17 protein-coding genes are annotated in these 18,632 nt (G+C 68.3%); 4 read left to right on the top strand and 13 right to left on the bottom strand.

What is annotated here, in order from left to right; genetic code table 11:
* Window positions 1-16 precede the first annotated feature (16 nt).
* On the top strand, window positions 17-1,432 hold the full coding sequence (locus tag F1C58_RS05200) for an amidase (RefSeq protein ID WP_185203165.1): 1,416 nt from the start codon (window positions 17-19) through the stop codon (window positions 1,430-1,432).
* Between the two features lie 211 nt (window positions 1,433-1,643).
* The gene (locus F1C58_RS05205; RefSeq protein WP_185203167.1) at window positions 1,644-2,477 is read left to right on the top strand and encodes an endo alpha-1,4 polygalactosaminidase; all 834 of its coding nucleotides are present in this window, start codon (window positions 1,644-1,646) and stop codon (window positions 2,475-2,477) included.
* Between the two features lie 86 nt (window positions 2,478-2,563).
* Here the strand turns inward: F1C58_RS05205 and F1C58_RS05210 are convergent, their stop codons facing one another.
* Both F1C58_RS05210 and F1C58_RS05215 read right to left on the bottom strand, forming a co-directional pair.
* The gene (locus tag F1C58_RS05210; protein WP_185203168.1) at window positions 2,564-3,412 is read right to left on the bottom strand and encodes an SDR family NAD(P)-dependent oxidoreductase; all 849 of its coding nucleotides are present in this window, start codon (window positions 3,410-3,412) and stop codon (window positions 2,564-2,566) included.
* Window positions 3,409-3,837, bottom strand: a complete 429-nt coding sequence (locus tag F1C58_RS05215) for a hypothetical protein (RefSeq protein WP_255461278.1) — start codon at window positions 3,835-3,837, stop codon at window positions 3,409-3,411. Before F1C58_RS05215 ends, F1C58_RS05210 begins: the two co-directional genes overlap by 4 nt.
* 121 nt (window positions 3,838-3,958) lie before the next feature.
* On the opposite strand from F1C58_RS05215, the gene F1C58_RS05220 reads away from it, so the two are divergent.
* The gene (locus F1C58_RS05220; protein ID WP_219732038.1) at window positions 3,959-5,185 is read left to right on the top strand and encodes a glycosyltransferase; all 1,227 of its coding nucleotides are present in this window, start codon (window positions 3,959-3,961) and stop codon (window positions 5,183-5,185) included.
* Here the strand turns inward: F1C58_RS05220 and F1C58_RS05225 are convergent.
* The 10 genes from F1C58_RS05225 to F1C58_RS05270 form a co-directional block, all read right to left on the bottom strand.
* Window positions 5,170-6,573, bottom strand: a complete 1,404-nt coding sequence (locus F1C58_RS05225) for an NAD(P)/FAD-dependent oxidoreductase (RefSeq protein ID WP_185203172.1) — start codon at window positions 6,571-6,573, stop codon at window positions 5,170-5,172. The two genes, F1C58_RS05220 and F1C58_RS05225, sit on opposite strands and share 16 nt — an antisense overlap.
* Before the next feature lie 34 nt (window positions 6,574-6,607).
* Window positions 6,608-7,105 (bottom strand): peroxiredoxin, encoded by a 498-nt coding sequence (locus tag F1C58_RS05230; RefSeq protein WP_185203174.1) that lies wholly within the window; start codon window positions 7,103-7,105, stop codon window positions 6,608-6,610.
* Window positions 7,102-7,902: a crotonase/enoyl-CoA hydratase family protein gene (locus F1C58_RS05235; RefSeq protein ID WP_185203176.1), complete on the bottom strand. Its 801-nt coding sequence runs from the start codon at window positions 7,900-7,902 to the stop codon at window positions 7,102-7,104. The genes F1C58_RS05230 and F1C58_RS05235 overlap by 4 nt, the downstream gene beginning before the upstream one ends.
* A 75-nt stretch (window positions 7,903-7,977) precedes the next feature.
* A complete protein-coding gene (locus tag F1C58_RS05240; RefSeq protein WP_255461279.1) occupies window positions 7,978-8,799 on the bottom strand; it encodes an arginase family protein in 822 nt (273 codons plus the stop codon).
* Between the two features lie 38 nt (window positions 8,800-8,837).
* Window positions 8,838-9,479 carry an NADPH-dependent F420 reductase gene (locus tag F1C58_RS05245; protein ID WP_185203178.1) on the bottom strand — a complete coding sequence of 214 codons (642 nt, stop codon included), beginning with the start codon at window positions 9,477-9,479 and terminating at the stop codon, window positions 8,838-8,840.
* A gap of 139 nt (window positions 9,480-9,618) precedes the next feature.
* Window positions 9,619-10,356, bottom strand: coding sequence for a PspA/IM30 family protein (locus F1C58_RS05250; protein WP_185203180.1), 738 nt, complete (start codon window positions 10,354-10,356; stop codon window positions 9,619-9,621).
* 96 nt (window positions 10,357-10,452) lie between these two features.
* Complete coding sequence (locus F1C58_RS05255; RefSeq protein ID WP_185203182.1) at window positions 10,453-12,468, bottom strand: YgcG family protein; 2,016 nt, start codon at window positions 12,466-12,468, stop codon at window positions 10,453-10,455.
* Window positions 12,469-12,611: 143 nt separating this feature from the next.
* Window positions 12,612-13,385, bottom strand: coding sequence for a hypothetical protein (locus F1C58_RS05260; RefSeq protein WP_185203184.1), 774 nt, complete (start codon window positions 13,383-13,385; stop codon window positions 12,612-12,614).
* Window positions 13,369-13,956 carry a SigE family RNA polymerase sigma factor gene (locus F1C58_RS05265; RefSeq protein ID WP_185203186.1) on the bottom strand — a complete coding sequence of 196 codons (588 nt, stop codon included), beginning with the start codon at window positions 13,954-13,956 and terminating at the stop codon, window positions 13,369-13,371. The genes F1C58_RS05260 and F1C58_RS05265 overlap by 17 nt, the downstream gene beginning before the upstream one ends.
* Before the next feature lie 83 nt (window positions 13,957-14,039).
* Entirely contained in the window at window positions 14,040-15,899 is a 1,860-nt protein-coding gene (locus F1C58_RS05270) for a phosphoenolpyruvate carboxykinase (GTP) (protein ID WP_185203188.1), read from the bottom strand.
* A gap of 134 nt (window positions 15,900-16,033) precedes the next feature.
* Between F1C58_RS05270 and F1C58_RS05275 the strand changes: the two genes are divergently transcribed.
* Window positions 16,034-17,464 carry an XRE family transcriptional regulator gene (locus F1C58_RS05275; protein ID WP_185203190.1) on the top strand — a complete coding sequence of 477 codons (1,431 nt, stop codon included), beginning with the start codon at window positions 16,034-16,036 and terminating at the stop codon, window positions 17,462-17,464.
* Here the strand turns inward: F1C58_RS05275 and F1C58_RS05280 are convergent.
* Window positions 17,449-18,594: a glycerate kinase gene (locus tag F1C58_RS05280; protein ID WP_185203192.1), complete on the bottom strand. Its 1,146-nt coding sequence runs from the start codon at window positions 18,592-18,594 to the stop codon at window positions 17,449-17,451. The two genes, F1C58_RS05275 and F1C58_RS05280, sit on opposite strands and share 16 nt — an antisense overlap.
* Between the last annotated feature and the right edge of the window lie 38 nt (window positions 18,595-18,632).

Genomic DNA, 18,632 nt, shown 5'->3' on the forward strand with positions numbered 1-18,632 from the left:
GACCTAGGCTCGAAGGGTGTTCGAACTCCACCACCTCAGTGCCCAGGAACAATGGGACTGGTTGCAGCGCGGCGAGATCTCTCCCGTCGAACTCACCCGGCACTACCTCGACCGTATAGAACGGCTCGACGAGCATCTCGGCGCCTTCGTGACGGTGACCCCGGAGGCGGCCATCGAACGCGCCGCTTCCCTCGCCGCCCGGGTGCCCAAGACCGCACCGCTCTGGGGGCTGCCGCTCGGCGACAAGGACCTCGTCAACCGGGCCGGGGTGCGCACCGGGTATGGATCACGACTCATGCAGGACTTCGTGCCCGAGCGCTCCGATGCCATCGTGGAGGTACTGGATGCCGCGGGCGCGGTGAGCCTCGGCAAGACCAGCGCGCCGGAGTTCGGGCTCCCTTCCTACACCGAGAGCCTCGTCGCCCCGCCCGCGCGCACGCCGTGGAACACCGCCCTCGGGGCCGGAGGCTCCAGCGGGGGAGCGGCGGTGGCCGTCGCGGCCGGACTGCTGCCCTTCGCCCCCGGTTCCGACGGCGGCGGCTCGGTGCGCATTCCCGCGGCAGCATGCGGCCTGGTCGGCCTCAAACCCTCCCGCGGCCTCGTGCCAAGCGGCACGGGGCTGAGCTCCCTCGGCGGCCTCGTCGTACCGGGACCGCTCGCGCGAACGGTGGCGGATGCCGCGATGCTGCTCGATGCGCTCATCGAGGGCGGGGACTACCCCTTCACCGTGCGGGCGCCCCGCTGGGACGGCGGAGCCCTGCTCAACGCCGCAGTACGCGGCGAGGGTCGGTTCCAGCTCGGCGTGATGACGACCTCGCCCTGGGACGACGCCTACGACATCGAGATCGCGCCAGAAGCATCCGCTGCCCTCGCCCTCGCCGTGTCGGAGCTCGACGCCATCGGGCATGGTATCGAGGACTTCGCTCTCGAACCGGACGACTCTTACGCCCCGAACTTCTGCACCATCTGGCAGGCCGGCGCTGCGAGCATCCCCGCGGAGGGTGAGCAGCTCGAGCTTCTCGAGCCGCTCACGAAGTGGCTGGTGCTGCGGGGAAGGCAGGTGTCGGCCCGGGAGTTGTCGAGCGCCCTCGGTGCCCTCGTCGAGTTCGAGCGGTCGATCATCCGTCAGTTCCGCCGGTTCGACGCTGTAATCACCCCCAGCCTGGCGATGACGCCCCGCCCGGTCGGCTGGTACGACGCGGAGGATGCGGAGCGCAATTTCGCCCAGCAGGTGCAGTACACGCCCTTCACGTCGTTCGCGAACGTGACCGGCCTTCCGGCCATCACGTTGCCGGTCTCGCAGACCGCGGACGATGTGCCGATGGGAGTGCAGTTGGTCGGGCGTCCGGGAGGCGAGCACGTGTTGCTGGCGATCGGTGCGCAACTCGAGCGACGATTGCAGTGGCAGCGGCGGCATCCGCCACAGTGGTGAAGAACCAGCCAGTCACTGTCACAGGGGTTCACGCTGGGTATCCAGCGCTGCGACAGCGGTCACCCGGACTGCGCGTTTCTTGCCCGCGCGCCGCGTCATCCCTAACCTTGGCGCATCACGGAGAACCCAGCCGGCGCACCCTGAGGGCCCGATCCGGCATAGATCGCCAGAGAGCAGCTCGAGGCGGGGCATCCGGGAACAGGCAACGCTCATGAGAGCTCCTTCTTCACTGTTCACCATCGCTTCTGCGGCACTGGCGGTCACCGCCGTCGTGCTCGGAGTCGGTCTGGCCCAGTCCGCGCAGGCGGCGACAGTCGCGCTTCCGCCGGTCAACGGCCAGTTCGATTATCAGATCGGTGGCGCCTACACGCCCTCGGGATCGGTATCGATCGTCGATCGCGACCGCAGTGCGAGTCCGGTCGCCGGCAAATACAACATCTGTTACGTCAACGCCTACCAGACCCAGCCCGATGAAGCATCGTTCTGGACCTCGAACCACAGCAACCTGCTCGTGAAGCGTGCCAACGGCACCAACCTCACGGATCCGGACTGGCCCGGCGAGTTCATCCTCGACACCTCGACCGCAGCGAAGCGCTCGAGCATCGCAACGATCGTGAATGGCTGGATCGACGGCTGCAAGACGAAAGGTTTTCAGGCCATCGAGCCCGACAACCTCGACTCCTGGACCCGGTCCCTCAACAAACTGACCAAGGCGAACAACGTGGCCTATGCGACATTGCTCGCCACCCATGCCCATTCCATCGGACTCGCCATCGCCCAGAAGAACACGTCGGAACTCGGCTCTGCGGGAAAGACCTCTGTCGGTTTCGACTTCGCCATCGCCGAGGAATGCCAGGTCTACTCCGAGTGCGGCAGCTACACGGGGCCCTACGGGAACCACGTCATCGAGATCGAATACACGGACAATGCCCGTAGCGCCTATACAAAGGCCTGCGCGGCCCAGGGCAAGAGCATCTCGGTGATCCTGCGGGACCGTGACGTCGTGGCGAAGGGACAGTCGGCCTACCGCTACGAGTACTGCTAGCAAGGGAATCCCGTGGGTGCCCCGCGAGGGGCCCACGGGTACCCGGTGGACTCCCGGGATCAGGCGAAGAACTCGTAGACCGATTCTCAGGCCGGCAGCCCGACCATCTCGGCGCTCCGCTCCCACAACCGCCGACACAGCTCGGCATCCGAGGCGCTCTTCCGCTCGCGGCCATCCGGCTTCAGGCCGTCGAAGTAGGTGCCGCTCGGCGACGCGATGTCGCGCTCGGCAGCGAGATGGATGAGCGGGGCCGCACCCTGCTCCGGACTGATCCCGAGCGAGCCGCGACTGATGAACTGCCCGAACTTGAGGAGCGCGGAGTCCGCTCCGAACCCGGTGGCCACGAAGCCGGGGTGGAACGAGTACGCATCGACGCCTGAGCCGGCAGTCCTCTGCGCGAGTTCCCGGATGAACATGATCGTCTCGAGCTTGCTGGTGCCATAGGGCAGCCATCCGCCGGCATAGGCGCGACGTTTCCAGTCGAGGTCGTCGAGATCGAGCCGCGAGAACATGTTCGCCCCGCTCGCGGTGGAGATCACCCGGCCGGCACTCTCGGTGAGCCGATCGAGCAGCAGGTTCGTGAGCAGGAACGGTGCGAGATGGTTGTGCTGAAAGGTGCGCTCGTGACCGTCGGCGGAGAGCCCGCGAGTGCTCACCAGCCCGCCCGCGTTGTTCGCGAGCACGTCGATGCGCGGGTAGCTCGCCAGCAGCTCTTCGGCGAGGGAGCGCACCGCTGCCAGGCTGTCGAAGTCCGCGACGAATGGGAATCCGCCCACCCGGTCGGCGACGGCCCGGGTGCGCTCGGCATTGCGACCGACTACCGCGACCGTCGCGCCCCTTGTCGACAGTTCGACCGCCGCAGCACGGCCGAGTCCCGAACTCGCTCCCGTGATCACGATGACCCTGCCACTGAGTTCCGCGCTGGCTCCGCTCATCGGTAGCCCCCTTTCTCTAGTCCTGCTTCTACTTCGAACCTGTTGAGTTCGGCGATTGGTCCCGCGGCGACATAGAGCGGGATAAACGTGAGGCCGTAGCGCCTCCATTGCGCCCGATGCACAGCTTCGTGCTGCAAGACGGTCGGGGAATCGTTGTCATGGGTGAGGTAGACGGCACCGATCGTCGTCCCACCGCGACCGAAGGCCCAGCGGGGGCAGCCCCGGGCGACAATCACTCCGCCCGACCGAGCAAGGCGACCCCGGCTGAGGATGCCGCCCCAGATGAAGCCGCACAGGCTCGCGAACCAGTACCCCGGGCGGGCGACGGGCGGGCTCAGCATCACGAACCGGAGTCCGGGCAGCACCGTGCCGAGATTGACTAGCCGCACCATGGCGCGCTGTATCGCTCGGGTCGTGGTGGGCATGATTCGTTTCTACACCCCTCGAGTGCCCCGCTCGGCCACCGCTCGGGCGGCACCCCTACAGTGTTCCTATGACCGCGGTGTACCCATGACCGACCCAGTGCACCGAGTGGCGCTCGTTTCTATGCACACCTCGCCTGCGGCGCTCGCGGGAAGCGGGGACTCCGGCGGCATGAATGTGTCGTTGCTCGCGACGGCGACGGAGTTGGCGGCACGCGGTGTCGAGGTCGACCTCATCACCCGGGCCACCGGCGAGGCCGCCGTCACCACCCTCGCCGACGGCGTCGTGCTCCACGAGCTGGCGGCCGGGGGCCGGAGAGTGATCGCGAAGGATCGGCTGGGGGAGGTCGCCGACGAGTTCGGCGAAGCGGTGGCGCAGCTCACCGGCCGCGCCGCGCCGCGCTACGACGTTATCCACGCCCACTATTGGCTCAGCGGGCTCGCCACGCTGCCTGTCGCACTCGAACTCGGACTGCCCTTCGTGCAGAGCTTCCACACCCTCGGGGCGATGAAGAATGCGAATCTCGCGCCCGGGCAGGCTCCAGAACCCGAGAGGAGACTGCTCACCGAGATGTATCTCGCGAACCAGGCGAGTGCGATCGTCGCGGGCTCGTCCGCCGAGGTGTCGTCCCTCATCGACATGGTGCGGGCACCCGCCGATCGGGTCTGGGTGATCCCGCCCGGCGTGGACGTCGAACTCTTCTCTCCGACGCGAGCGGATGCGGCGCACTCGCGGGTGCGCCGCGAACTCGGGATCGCCGATGGCAGCCCGATCATCGCCGTCGTGGGACGGGTTCAGCCGCTCAAAGACCAGGAACTCGCGATCCGCGTGCTTGCCGAGTTGCATGCGCTGCGCGACTCCGACGCGGTGCTCGTGGTCGCGGGGGAGGCGACTCCCGGCGACGACGACTACGCGGCATCCCTCCGGTCGACAGCTGCCGAACTCGGCGTGCTCGCGGCGGTGCGATTCGCCGGGGCGCTGTCACGAGAGCGCCTGGCCGATCTCCTCGCCACCGCCACTGTGACTCTCGTACCTTCGCATTCGGAGACCTTCGGCCTTGTGGCACTCGAATCTGCAGCCAGCGGCACTCCGGCGATCGCGTTCCGCGGGGGCGGACTGATCGAGTCGGTCTCGGCCGGGGTGTCCGGGCTGCTTATCGACTCCCGGGACCCCGGCACCTGGGCGCAGGCGACAGCCGCCCTTCTCGACGACGGGACCGACCTTGAGCGACTGTCGGCATCCGCCCGGCATTACGCCGAGGGCTTCACCTGGGCCGCGACCGCCACCGCACTCATCGGGGTGTATGCGAGTCTGGGCCGAGTCGGCGGGTCCGCTCAGGGGCGGCCGTAGGTCTCCAGCAGCCGCAACCAGATCTCGTTCATGGTGGGGTACGCAGGAACCGCGTGCCACAGCCGATCGATCGGCACCTCACCGACGATGGCGATCGTCGCCGCGTGCAGCAGCTCCGAGACATCCTGTCCCACGAAGGTGACGCCGAGGATCACCCTACGCTTCTCGTCCACGACCATGCGGGCCTTGCCCTCGTAGCCGTCGGCTTGAACGGCGGAGCCGGCCACCGAACCGAGGTCGTAGTCGACCACGCGGATGTCGTACCCGGCCTTCTCCGCGGCGGCGGCAGTGAGTCCCACCGACGCCACCTCCGGATCGCTGAAAGTCACCTGCGGCACCATCTCGTGGTCCGCGGTGGCGGCGTGCTTCCCGAAGCGGTTGTCGTGCACTCCGGTGCCGAGGGCGCGGGCCGCGATGACATCGCCCGCGGCGCGTGCCTGGTACTTCCCCTGGTGGGTGAGCAGCGCGCGATGATTGACATCCCCGCAGGCGTAGAGCCAGTCGAAGCCCTTCACCCGCATGGTGTCGTCCACCTCGAGCCAGTCGCCGGGGGTCAGTCCGATGTTCTCGAACCCGAGGTCGCCGGTGCGGGGCACGCGTCCGATCGCGACGAGCACCTCGTCGGCGACGAGAGTCGAGCCGTCGTCGAGCGTGAGGGTGACACCGTCGTCATCGCGGTGGGCGGAGGTGGTCTCCACACCGGTCAGCACCGTCGCTCCGAATTTCTCCAATGATGCCGTCACCAGCTCGCCCGCGAAGGGTTCCTGGGTGCCGAGGAGGCCGGAGCGCGCGACGATCGTGACCTCGGTGCCGAAGCTCTGGTACGCCGTCGCCATCTCCACCCCGACGACTCCGCCGCCGATGATCGCCAGCCGCTTCGGAGCGACCTTCGCGCTCGTGGCATCCCGGCTCGTCCACGGGGAGACCTCCGCGAGGCCAGGGATCTCGGGCAGCAGAGGGTCGGATCCCACACTCACGGCCACAGCGTGCCGCGCGGTGTAGACGGTGCCGTCGACGGTGACCTGCTTCTCGCCGGTGATGCGCGCGTGACCGCGGACGAGCGAGATGCCTGCTCCCTCGACCCACTTCACCTGGCTCTCGTCGTCCCAATCGTGCGTGAAACTGTCCCGACGAGCGAAGGTGGCGGCGACATCCACCCCGCCATTAACCGCCTCGGCAGCGCCGCCGACGGCCTTCGCGGCGCGCAGCACGATACCGGCCCGCAAAAGCACCTTTGAGGGCATGCAGGCCCAGTAGGAGCACTCGCCGCCCACCAGTTCGCTCTCGACGAGCAGGGCGGTGAGGCCGTCCTGCACCGCGCGGTCGGCGATATTCTCGCCGACAGCACCGGCGCCGATCACGATCAGGTCGTAGGTGGTGTCGATCATGTGCGCTCCCAGCGATTCGGTGACAGGGTGGTTTCTACTCTCGCGATCCGAGCCACTCGACGATCTGCGAAGCGTGGTTCTGGGGATCGTCGACGGGAAAGAAGACCCTTTCGATGGTCGACCCGTTCGCGACGATCGTCAAGCGACGGTAGAAAGTTTCTGCGCCAGCCACGAAGGTCGGCAGGTCGAGGGCATCCGCCAGCAAGAGCCCGGGATCCGAGAGCAAGGCGAAGGGGAGGCTCAGACGCTCTACGGCTTCGGACTGGTAGTCGGAATCCTGGGTCGACACCCCGAACACCCGGGTGACTCCCGCCGCGCGAAGCTCGGCGAAATGGTCACGGAACGCGCAGGCCTCCGGCGTGCACCCGCGCGCACCCGGTATCACGTCCCACCCCTCCGGCGCTTCGGTGCCGGGACGTCCGGTACGCGGATAGACATAGAGCACGGTGCGACCGCTGAGGGCGGAGAGGTCGACATTCGACCCGAAGGTGGCCCGCAGGCTCACCGCAGGAAGCCGGGTGAGTTCCCTCACCGGCCGACGAACTCTGCGGTCGTGCGCGTGACGAACGCCGTCATGCCGATCGCGGCATCCTCGCTGTGTACGAGCCGCACGAGTTCGGGTTGGAGCGCGGCCGCGGCCGCGGCATCACCCTCGCGCAGAGCGAGTCGCGCGTTGGAGAGGGCGGCCTGCACCGCGAGTGGGGCCTGAGCCGCGATGCGGTGGGCGAGTTCGAGCCCTCGGTCGTACTGTGTGCCGTCCGGCACGACCTCCTGCACCAGGCCGATGCGATGTGCCTCCGCCGCGTCGAACTGGTCGCCGGTGAGGATCCAGCGCATCGCGTTTCCCCAGCCGACCGCGCGGGGAAAGCGGATGGTGGCGCCGCCGAAGGGCAGGATTCCGCGGGCGACCTCGATCTGCCCGAACCGGGTGGATGCCGCGGCGACCGCGATGTCGCTCGCGAGCATCAGCTCGATTCCGAGGGTGAGGCAGGTGCCTTGCACGGCGATGACCACGGGCTTGCCGAGCTGCCGGCCGGAGACCTGCCAGGGATCGATGCCGCCATCCGGAACGGTCTGCAGGCCCTCCGCTCCGATTCTCGGCGCGACATCGGCGAGATCCAGACCGCCGGTGAAATGCTCACCGTGGGCGAAGACGAATCCGGCCCGCAGCTCCGGATCGCGTTCGAGCTCACCGTAGGCGAGAGCGAGCTCCTGAAGCAGCGCGAAGTCCGCTGCGTTGCGTTTTTCCGGCCTGTTGAACCCGATCAGGAGCACATGCCCGTCTCGCTCCACCGTGATTCGAGGGGATTCGGGGGTGGTGTCGGTCATCGCTGGCCCTTCGGAACGCCGTCGGCCTCGATCGGCCGTTGCTCAATGCTAGGCGCTGTGCCGACAGGCACGAGCTCAGCTCGCGAGCGCCCCGATGATGCGCAGGATGCTGCCGAGATCGTCGGCCGCGTCATCCGCCGATGCCGGGGCGAACTCGGTGACCGCGGCTCCGGCCAGCGGTAGGGCCGCCTTGGCCGCGGCGATCACCGTGAGCAGAGTGGTGAGGGAGACGCCGAACGGCTCGGGGTAGCCGAGAGAGCCGAATTCGGCGGGGTCGAGCACGTCGAGATCCACGTGAAGGTAGACAGAGGTCGCGCCGCTCGCGACCAGGGCGGCGGTGATGGAGTCCGCGTCGAGGGCATCGGGGGCGATGACCGGGATGCCCGCGGACTCGATGTACGCGAGTTCGCCGTCATCCAGCGAGCGTGTGCCGGCGAGGATCACCCGCGCCGCCGAGATCGGCGAGTCGGGTATCAGCGCCACCGGACCATCGCCGAGGAGCGTGCGAAGCACCATGCCGTGGAAGGCTCGCGACGGAGACTCCTCCGGGGTGTTGAGGTCGGCGTGGGCGTCGATCCAGACCACCGCCATCCCCTCGTGCCGTGCTCCGGCATGGTGGATGGAGGCGAGGTCGACGCCACAGTCGCCGCCGATCGTGATCGCCAGGCCGGACACGGTGGCGAGCGCGGCCAACTGCGCATCTCTTATTTGGCGAAGCGAGCTCAGGCGCAATACCTCGCTGCCCTCGTCGGTGCCCGCCTCGGAGGGCACCTCGACGACGATGGTCGCCGACACCGGCAGGTCGCCGCTGATCGCGGAAGCCCCCTCCGCGAGCCTCATGGCACGGGACGAACCCGAGCCTTGCCATTGGGGGACAATGAGAAAAGTGGCGGCCACCTGTCAAGTATGGCCGCCACCGGGTGAAGAGGGAGCGATCAGATCGTGCGGGGTGCCTTCGCCAGGTTCGCCTCGAGCTCGGCGACGTTCTGCCGGCTGCCGTATGCCGGGCGGTCGCGCTCGACGCGCCAGCTCTCGGAGAGCGGCCCGATGTTCACGGTGTCGAAGCCGAATTCGTCGTAGAGCTTCGTCACGAAGTCCGAGGCGTCCGCGAAGTCGGAGGACGTCGCGAGAGCGCGCCGCTTCGGGTCGCCCTTCGGGAAGCCGTCCGCGGTGATGTCGGCGGCGGTGATGTGGTTGAAGCCCTTGGCGACCCGGGAGGTGGGAAGGTGCTCCTGCAGCATGCCGCTGACAGTCGTTTCGCCGGCGTCGAGGGCGTCGATGTGACCGTCGCGCTCGAAGTAGTAGTTGTTGGTGTCGATCACGATCTTGCCGGCGAGCGGCTCGACGGGCACGTCTGCGTAGGCCTTGAGCGGCACGGTGACGACAGCGACGTCCGCAGCCTCGGCGGCTTGGATGGCGGTGCCCGCCGTGGCCTTCGGCCCCAGCTCGGCCACGAGTTCCGTCAGGGTCTCAGGTCCCCGAGAATTGCTGATGACGACGTCATAGCCGTTCTCGACCGCCTTGCGGGCGACCTGGCTGCCGATGTTTCCTGCTCCGATGATTCCAATAGTTGTCATGCGTGAAGTAACCGGGGAGGGGCGGGAATTGTTCCCGGGAGTTCGCGCGGTGTCGAGGAGCTGGGACGGACGACGCGTATCGAGACCCGCTGGGGGTCTCGATACGCGTCGCGGGTGCTCGCCGCTCGACGGGCGGAGGCTACTGCTCGATCGCCGAGGGGGCCGGCGCACCGGCCTTGAGGGCGGCGAGCCGGGCGTCGAGCTCTATCGAGTCGTCCGAGGCATCCAATTGCTCGAACTGGGCATCGAGGCTCGAGGCCGCGAGCTCCTGGCGGCCGAGGACTGTCGCCTCCTGGCGACGGATCTTGTCCTCGAAGCGGCTGATCTCGCTCGTGGGGTCGGTGAGGTCGATGGACTTGACCGCATCCTGCACCTGAGTCTGCGCCTCAACGGTCTTCGACCGGGCGATCAGCTCGTCACGCTTCGACGACAGCTGGCTCAGCTTGGTGCGCATGGCATCGAGGCCGCGTTTGAGCTGGTCGACGACCGCGGTCTGGGAGGCGATGGTCGGCTCGGCGTCCTTCGCCTCCTTCTCCGAGGCCATCTGTCGACCGAGCGCCACCTTCGCCAGGTTGTCGAATTTGTCGGCGTCTGCAGGGTTGCCCGCCGCGCGCAGTTCGTCGCCCTTCTTACTGGCCGCCAGCGCCTTGCGACCCCAGTCCGCGGCGTTGTCGACGTCTTCGGTGTAGTCCTGTTCGAGCAGGCGGAGGTTGCCGATGGTCTGGGCCACCGCGCTCTCCGCCTCGGAGATGCTGCTCGTGTAGTCACGAACCATCTGATCGAGCATCATCTTCGGGTCTTCGGCCGAATCGAGCAGCGCGTTGATGTTGGCCTTGGCCATCTGAGCGATGCGTCCGAGAATTGACTGCTTTGCCATGGTGTTTCCCTTCGTTGTGTCACTGCGAATCTGGATAGCTGGATGAAACGAAAAGCCTGAATGAACTGCCTGGGCGAATTGCCGGTACGACATGCACTAGAACCGGCCGCCGCTCGAGCGGCCGCCACCGCCACCGCCACCACCGAAGGATCCCCCGGAGCTCCGTGAGCTGCCGCCGAACCCGCCGCCGCTGAACCCACCGCCGAACCCACCGCCGCCGCCGCCGAATCCTCCGCCGCCGAAGACGCCTCCGCTATTGCCGCGGCCGCCGCCTCCGCTGAGCATGCCGCCGATGAGACCGCCGAGGATCGCGCCGCCGAGCCCGCCACCGAAGCTTCCCCCCTGCCCGCCACCCTGGCCGCCGCCCGCGGAGTCGACGTCGTTATGGGCGAGGGAGAGTGCCTGCGCGGCCAACGACTGGGCCGCGGCCGCCTCCGCGAGTGCCTTCACCGGGTCAGAGGCCGCGAGGCCGACGGCGGTTTCGAGATGGCGGGTGGCTTCGGAGACCCGCGTTCGCGCAGCACTGCCGACCCCGCCACGGCGCGTCGTGATGAAGTCGTTGGCCGCCGAGATCTGGCTGGAGGCGGCGCTCATGGCGGTCGGAAGCTGTGCGGTCGCGGACTGCACCTTCTGCTGTTGATCCCTCACCGCGTCGAGCACCTGGTCGAGCGCCGCGTTGGCGGTGGTGAGCGAGGCGAGACTCGACAGTGGATCGGCGGGGCCGGTGCCGGTCGTCGCGGCGGCGAGCGCAGCTTCGGCGGCCGCTACCGGCTGACTGAGAGAGCCGGATGCCGTGGCCGGGAGGGCTCGCGCGGTAGCGAGGTCCTGCTGGGTGTCGGCCACCGCGGCGGCGAGCTTGCTTCGGGCATCCGCGAGGCTGGACGCGAGCGTGTCGATCGAGTCGAGCAGCTGCGTGGTCTGGCCGATACTGGCCTGGGCCGCCCGCACATTGATCGCCGCGACGCCGGAGTCTCCGCTGGCGATCGCGGTCTTCGCTGTCGTGCCGGCGCTGCCGATGAACTCGAGGAGTTTGGCAACCTGGTCGGGGTTGCCGGCGATGGAGGACAGCGCCGCAGGAGAGAACGTCGCCTGCAGGCTGGTGAGAGTCGCGCGCGCCGTCGCGAGTCGGGTCGAGACCGCCTCGGCATCCGTCACCACGCTCTCCAGCGCCTGCGGCGCGGTCTTCTCGAGTTTGCGCAGGCCATCGAAGGCGTCGGCCTGGGCATCGAGTTCGGCGTCGGCGGCTTCGCAGAGTTCGATGATGCGGGAGGTCATCTCGCGCTTCTGTTGCGGCGTCTCCGGCACGGAGTCGTCGAGCTTCTGACGCAGGGTGAAAGCCTCGGCCACCTGGGACTTCGCGGTCGCCAGAGAAGCACTGAATGGAGTCGTCGCTTCGGTGCCGAACTGGGCGACGGCGAAACCGAGCTCCTGTTCGCTCGTCTTCAGCGAATCGTCGAGCTGCACGAGAAGGCTTCCCGCCTTCTGGTCGAGCTGCTCCTGGCTCGGGCCGGCGGGAGCGGATGCCGCACCGCCGACGCGCCGCCGTCGCGACCGCACGAAGAACACGATGCCGAGCACGATGAGGGCCAGCAGGATGATCACGATCACCACGGGAAGCGCGGAACCACTTCCGGACGGAGCGGGGGTGCCCGGAGCAGTGGTATCCGACCCCCCGCCCGGTCCGCCGCTGGATTCTCCCGCATAGCCCCTCGCCGCGGCCACCGCCGCACCCACCCAGTCGCTCTTCTTCAGCGCCGGGATGATGTCGTTAGTCTCGACGGCGTCCGTCGTGGAGGAGTCAGGGGACGATGCTCCGTAGGAGATCGAATAGTTGCGATCCACCGTGGCAACCGCGAGCAGGATGTCGTTCGCGCCGAGTCCGTTCTTCTTCGCGACACTCGACGCCCAGGCTGTCTTGTCGGAGACGCCGGTGAAACTGTCGACATAGACCACGAAGAGCTGGAGCTTCGTCGAGGCGTAGAGTGCGTCGGTCGCCGCAGTGATCTCGGATCCGCGCGAACCCACCGCATTGACGGTGTCCACGACGTAAGCCCCACCGAGGTCGACCGGCGACTGGGCCTGGGCACTCAGCGGCGCTGCCAGCGCGGCCACCAGGGCGATCGCGAACGCGGCGACCAGCCGGTAGACCCGGGTCGTGACGGTGACGCGAATGGCAGACTCCTTCGACCGCGGGGGATGACGCTGGCGCTGTCGCCTGCGATTCTACTGAATCCCCCTCAGCGAATGAAGGGCGGTTATCGCAGGATCACCGAGGAGGTAGGCCCGGTCACCAGGTCGGTGCTGAGGAAGGAGCCGTCTGCGCTCTGGCGGCTGAGGTCGAGGGCTGCGGACACCTGGTAGTCACCGGCGGCGAGGTGCGGCAGGTCGTCGCGAAAGCTCGTGGCGCTGTCGTCTTCGGTCGCGCAGGTGACCGGCTCGAACGATGCCGGGTAGGTCAGGGATGCCCCGGGTGCGAGGTCGACGAGGGCGGCCATCGCGATCATGGCGCCGTTGCTGTGCCACAGCACGACTCCGTCGCGCGAGAGGGTGATGGCCGGGGTCGCGGCCGTCGTGCCGGTGATGTGCTGGGTGCCGGAGTTGGTGAGGGTCACGGTGCCGGAGACGCTCTGGGCGGAAGCATCCCCCAGTTCGAAACTGGTCGTGAGCACGAGGCCGTCCGCGTTCGGAGCGACGTCGGCGAGCGCGCCGCCGCAGAGGTTGATCCTGTCGGCGGGAGCGCGCTTGAGCCCGCCATCGGTGGCAGAGCTGCCGAGGGGAGAGTCCCCTTTCGACTCCGGTGCGCTGGCGCTGGTGGCCGACCCCGAGCTGAACGAGGGCACGAGACCGCGGATGCCGGTGAACCCGGCGACCCCGATGCCCGCCACCGCGAGGGTCGTGGCGCTGCCGACCGCGACCTGTTGTGCGACGCGGCGACGAGAGCTGCGGCGCAGCACGCGCGAGAGATCGACGGTGCCGAGGGAGGGGCCCGTCTCGGCGAACAGCTTCTTGAGGTCAGATTCGGTGGACATGGATCGCTCCCTGTGGGTGGGTGGATTGCGGAGTGGATGCGGCGGGCTCGGGTTCGTCGGAGAGCGCGACCGCCATCTTCGCGAGGCCGTCACTGAGGTAGCGCTTCACCGCGCCGGAAGAGATGCCGAGCCACTCGGCGATGTCGTCGACCTTGAGGTCTTCGTAGTACCGCAGCACGATGCAGGCCCGCTCCCGAGGGGTGAGGCGAGCGAGCTCCGCGGTGAGGTCGATACGGCTGTCGGTGGCGGGAGCGGTGGACTCCTGCGCCTCAGGAACGGCGGTGAGGTGCGCGATCCGGCGCCAGCGGGAGGTGCGGCGCCCCCCGTCGAGCCAGGTGTTGAGGATGGCGCGCCGCACATAGGCCTCGGCGCTCGAGACCGTGAAGCCGTTGCGCAGCCGGCCGAAGGTCTTGACCAGGGCATCCTGCACCAGGTCTGCGGCATCATCCGCACTGCCGCTGATCAGCCACGCATAGCGCGTGAGAGCGTCGCCCCGCTCGGATACGAGCGCCTGGACGACCGATTGCCAGCCGCCGTAGGCCGACTGATCTTGTGGTGTTGCCGCGGCCATCCGGTTCCCCTCGCGCGTTCTCTAGAAGAGTGTCTACCTTCTAAGACGCACGAGGGGCAGAAAACGTTGTGACCGTGTGACGATCAGTTCTCGATCGACAGCTTGAGGCGGCGGCGGATGTCGGTGAGCTGGCTCGTGAGGCTCTCCGGCAGTCGATCCCCGAAGGTCGAGAAGAACTGTTCCGTCGCATCGAGTTCGGCGAACCAGGCGTCCGGATCCACCTCGAAGAGCTTGGCGAGGTCGCTGCGGCTCACCTCGATGCCGTCGAGGTCGAGTCCGCCGTCGATCGGCTTCCACCCGAGCGGGGTGTCGATGGCCGGGACGCGTCCGTCGACCCGCTCCAGGATCCACTCGAGAACCCGGGAGTTCTCGGCGAAGCCGGGCCAGAGGAACGAGCCGTCGGCATCCTTGCGGAACCAGTTCACCTGGAAGATCTTGGGCGCTTTCGCTCCGAGAGTCTTTCCGATGTCGAGCCAGTGCGACCAGTGGTCCGCCATGTTGTAGCCGCAGAACGGCATCATCGCGAAGGGGTCGCGACGCAGCTCTCCGAGGGTACCCTCCGCCGCGGCGGTGCGCTCGGAGGATACGGTCGCCCCGACAAACACGCCGTGCTCCCAGCCACGCGCTTCGGTGACCAGCGGCACGTTCGTCGCGCGGCGTCCACCGAAGATGATGGCGTCGATGACGACACCCTCCGGGTCGTCCCAGTCGTCTGCGATCGCCGGGCACTGGGCCGCGGCCACCGTGAACCGGGAGTTGGGATGGGCGGCGGGCGTTGCGGATGCCGGGGTCCACGCCTTGCCCTGCCAGTCGACCAGGCTGTCCGGAGCCGTGTCGCTCAGCCCCTCCCACCAGACGTCGCCGTCTTCTCGAAGAGCCACGTTGGTGAAGATCGTGTTGCCCCAGAGCGTGTCGATGGCGGTCTCGTTCGTCGTACGCCCGGTGCCGGGAGCGACGCCGAAGAAGCCGGCCTCGGGATTGATCGCCCGCAGCCGGCCGTCGGCACCGGGGCGCAGCCACGCGATGTCGTCGCCGATCGTCTCGACCTTCCAGCCGGGGATCGACGGCTTGAGCATCGCGAGGTTCGTCTTGCCGCAGGCGGAGGGGAAGGCAGCGACGACGTGGAAGGCCTTGCCGCGCGGGTTGGTCACCTTGAGGATCAGCATGTGTTCGGCGAGCCAGCCCTCGTCCCGGGCGAGCACGGAGGCGATGCGGAGGGCGAAGGACTTCTTCGCGAGCAGGGCGTTTCCGCCGTAGGCCGACCCGAACGACCAGATCTCTCGGGTCTCCGGGAAGTGGGAGATGTACTTCGTCTCGTTGCAGGGCCACGGCACGTCCTTCGCGCCGTCGACGAGGGGTGCTCCGACGCTGTGCACTGCGGGCACCCACTCGGTCTCCGGGCCGATGAGGGCGAGAGCATCCGCTCCCATCCGCGTCATGATGCGGGTGCTGACGACGACGTAGGGGGAGTCGGTGAGCTGCACGCCCAGCTTGGCGAGCGGGCTTCCGAGGGGGCCCATCGAGAACGGCACGACGTACATCGTGCGGCCGCGCATGCTGCCGGAGAACAGTCCGGCGAGCGTCGCGCGCATCTCGGCCGGTTCGCGCCAGTTGTTGGTCGGTCCGGCCGCATCCTCGGATTCCGAGCAGATGAACGTGCGGGCCTCGACGCGAGCGACGTCGTTCGGGTCGCTGCGGGCGAGGAAGCTGTTGGGGCGGTGCTCGGCGTTGAGGCGCAGGAGGGTTCCGGAATCGACCATCAGATGGGTGAGGCGGTCGTTCTCGGCGAGTGATCCATCGCACCAGACGACGGCGTCCGGGGTGGTGATGGCGGCGATGGAGGCGACCCACGCGACGACGCGGGCATCGGCAGTCGGCGGCACTGCGCCCGCGGAATCCGGTGCGGCGGAGAGGGAGCTCGGTCGGGCTGAGGTGATGGTCATGTCTCGTCCGTTTCGTCTGGGGCGGGGCTGGGTGGCCGCAAATTCCGGCCCTGAATCAAGATTGCGCGGCTTTCTTCGTGATTTCCAACGAATCGGCTGGTAAGAATAGGCTTTCTTTCACTAGTGTCAAATGCATGACCGATCTTGCGACGCTGGGCCAGCGCATCCGACATTTCCGAAACGAGGCGGGCCTCACGCTCGACCAGCTCGGGGAGCGGGTCGGCATCGCGGGGAGTCAGCTCTCCCTCATGGAGAACGGGCGTCGCGAACCCCGGCTCTCCCTGCTGCAGGGGATCGCCGGCACCGTCGGCATCCCGGTGTCCCAGCTGCTCGATGACGCGCCCCCGACGCCGCGCGCCGCTCTCGAGATCGAACTGGACCGGATGCAGAAGGCCGCCGTGTACCAGGGGCTCGGACTCCCTGCCATCCGTCCCTCCCGCACGATGCCGGAGGAGACCCTCCAGTCGCTCGTCGGACTTCACCGCGAGCTCGCCCGTCGGGCACGCGAGGCGATCGCCACCCCGGAGGAGGCCCGCCGGGCGAACACCGAGCTTCGGCAGTCCATGCGCACCAGAGACAACTACATGCCGGAGATCGAAGAGCTCGCCGAGGAGGCCGTTCGCGGCGTCGGCTACGTCGGTGGCGCACTCACCCATCGCGCCGTCAACCTCATGGCGAAGAAGCTCGGCTTCGAGTTGATCTTCGTGAACGACCTTCCACACTCCACGCGTTCCGTCACCGACCTCGCCAACGGGCGGATCTATCTTCCGCCGGCGTCGATCCCCGGCGGGCACGGGCTGCGTTCGATGGCGCTGCAGGCGCTCGCGCACCGACTGCTCGGGCATCAGGAGCCGGAGAGCTACGCCGAATTCCTTCGCCAGCGGCTGGAGATCAACTATTTCGCCGCGGCCTGTCTCATGCCTCTCACCCAGTCGGTGGAGTTTCTCAACCGCGCGAAGGCCGAGCGCAACCTCGCGGTCGAAGACTTCCGGGATGCCTTCGGCGTCACCCACGAAGCGGCGGCGCTGCGCTTCACCAACCTGGCGACGACCCACCTCGGCATGCCGGTGCACTTCCTGAGGGTCGGCGAAGACGGCGCGCTCTACAAGGGCTACGAGAACGACGGCCTGCAATTGCCGACGGATGTCACGGGCTCGACCGAGGGCCAGCTGGTGTGCCGATACTGGAGCGCCCGCACCGCGTTCTGGCGCCCGAACCGCACCAACGAGTATTACCAGTACACCGACACCCCCACGGGCACCTACTGGTGTTCGACCCAGACCGGCACCGCGAGCAACGAGGAGTTCTCGATCACCTTCGGGGTGCCGTTCGCCGACGCGAAGTGGTTCCGCGGTCGCGACACGACGAATCGGGTGACGTCACGCTGCCCCGACGCGAACTGTTGCCGGCGCCCCGACACGGAGCTGTCGAAGCGGTGGGCGCACCAGGCGTGGCCGAGCGCGAAGCTGCACGCTCATATCCTGGCGCCGCTGCCCTCTGGCACGTTCCCCGGCGTCGACGACACCGAGCTCTACGCCTTTCTCGAGGCTCACTCGGGGGAGTGATCCGCGGCCCGGGCGGCGGCTGCTCCGGCCTCCCGCAGCCAGCGGGTGGGGTCGGCCATCGCTGCCGCGGCCGAGCCCGCGACATCCGCTAGCCCGGCTGCCCAGAGCGGGCTGCCGTCATAACCGACCGGCGCCATCGCGAGCTGCCCCGCGATCACCGCGACCGGCACTCCACGCTCGCCCGCCAGTCCGATCAGCGTGCCGACGAGCTTTCCCGTGCTGGATGTCGCGTCGAAGCGCCCCTCGCCGGTGATCAGCAGATCCGCTGCGGCAATAGCCGCCGGCACTCCCGTGAGCGCGCAGAGATACTCGGCACCGGGCTCGATGCGGGCACCCCAGGCCGCGACGAATCCGTAGGCGGCGCCGCCCGCGGCACCGGTTCCCGGTCGTGCGGGATCGGCAGTCGTGACTGTGCCGCCGGTGACGTGGCCGCTGCGGGGGTCTGCACCGAGGAGTTCGGCGAAGTGGGCGAGAGCCGCATCGAGCTGCACGACCTCGGAGGTAGATGCCCCCTTCTGCGGCCCGAAGACCGCGGCGGCGCCGGCAGGCCCGAGCAGGGGAGCGGAGACATCCGTCAACAGCGTGACGCCGCCCGGTGGCGGTGAGCTGAGCTGCGAGCGGTCTAGGGAGCCCAGCGAGGCGAGCGCGGCTCCACCCGCGGTGAGGGTGCCATCGGAGCGAAGGCCGAGGGCGGAGAGGGCACCCGCCGCGCCGTCCGTCGAGGCCGAGCCTCCCAGCCCGATGATGAGCCGCGACGCCCCGGAGTCCAGCGCGCGGCGGATCACCTGGCCGAGTCCCTCCGTCGACGCACCGAGCGGATCGAGACTTCGCATCAGGGGGATCCCCGACATCTGGGCCAGTTCGACCACGGCCGTGCCGTCCGGCAGCGAGAGCCAGGCTCCGGGGGTCTGCCTTCCGTCCGGACCGGTCACCGGACCGGCGTCGTGTCGCCGTGCCCCCGGCACCGAAGACTCGACAGCGTCGAGTGTGCCCTCGCCGCCGTCGGCCAGCGGGATCAGGGTGAGTGAGTCTCCGGGACGCACCGCCGCCCAACCGGCTGCGATCGCCTGGGCGACGTCGAGCGCACTGAGCGAGCCCTTGAACGAGTCGGGCGCGATCACGATCCTCATTCGGCAGCACCAGTCACGCTCCCGATGCTAGCGGGGCG

This window comes from Glaciihabitans sp. INWT7, from assembly GCF_014217685.1.
GTDB lineage: Bacteria > Actinomycetota > Actinomycetes > Actinomycetales > Microbacteriaceae > Lacisediminihabitans.

Excerpts from the sequence above, each read along its gene's own strand:
- F1C58_RS05260 (WP_185203184.1), bottom strand. The coding sequence starts at position 13,385 with ATGTCCACCGAATCTGACCTCAAGAAGCTGTTCGCCGAGACGGGCCCC.
- F1C58_RS05245 (WP_185203178.1), bottom strand. The coding sequence starts at position 9,479 with ATGACAACTATTGGAATCATCGGAGCAGGAAACATCGGCAGCCAGGTC.
- F1C58_RS05275 (WP_185203190.1), top strand. The coding sequence starts at position 16,034 with ATGACCGATCTTGCGACGCTGGGCCAGCGCATCCGACATTTCCGAAAC.
- F1C58_RS05210 (WP_185203168.1), bottom strand. The coding sequence starts at position 3,412 with ATGAGCGGAGCCAGCGCGGAACTCAGTGGCAGGGTCATCGTGATCACG.
- F1C58_RS05215 (WP_255461278.1), bottom strand. The coding sequence starts at position 3,837 with ATGCCCACCACGACCCGAGCGATACAGCGCGCCATGGTGCGGCTAGTC.
- F1C58_RS05280 (WP_185203192.1), bottom strand. The coding sequence starts at position 18,594 with ATGAGGATCGTGATCGCGCCCGACTCGTTCAAGGGCTCGCTCAGTGCG.
- F1C58_RS05205 (WP_185203167.1), top strand. The coding sequence starts at position 1,644 with ATGAGAGCTCCTTCTTCACTGTTCACCATCGCTTCTGCGGCACTGGCG.
- F1C58_RS05270 (WP_185203188.1), bottom strand. The coding sequence starts at position 15,899 with ATGACCATCACCTCAGCCCGACCGAGCTCCCTCTCCGCCGCACCGGAT.
- F1C58_RS05220 (WP_219732038.1), top strand. The coding sequence starts at position 3,959 with ATGCACACCTCGCCTGCGGCGCTCGCGGGAAGCGGGGACTCCGGCGGC.
- F1C58_RS05250 (WP_185203180.1), bottom strand. The coding sequence starts at position 10,356 with ATGGCAAAGCAGTCAATTCTCGGACGCATCGCTCAGATGGCCAAGGCC.
- F1C58_RS05225 (WP_185203172.1), bottom strand. The coding sequence starts at position 6,573 with ATGATCGACACCACCTACGACCTGATCGTGATCGGCGCCGGTGCTGTC.
- F1C58_RS05265 (WP_185203186.1), bottom strand. The coding sequence starts at position 13,956 with ATGGCCGCGGCAACACCACAAGATCAGTCGGCCTACGGCGGCTGGCAA.
- F1C58_RS05235 (WP_185203176.1), bottom strand. The coding sequence starts at position 7,902 with ATGACCGACACCACCCCCGAATCCCCTCGAATCACGGTGGAGCGAGAC.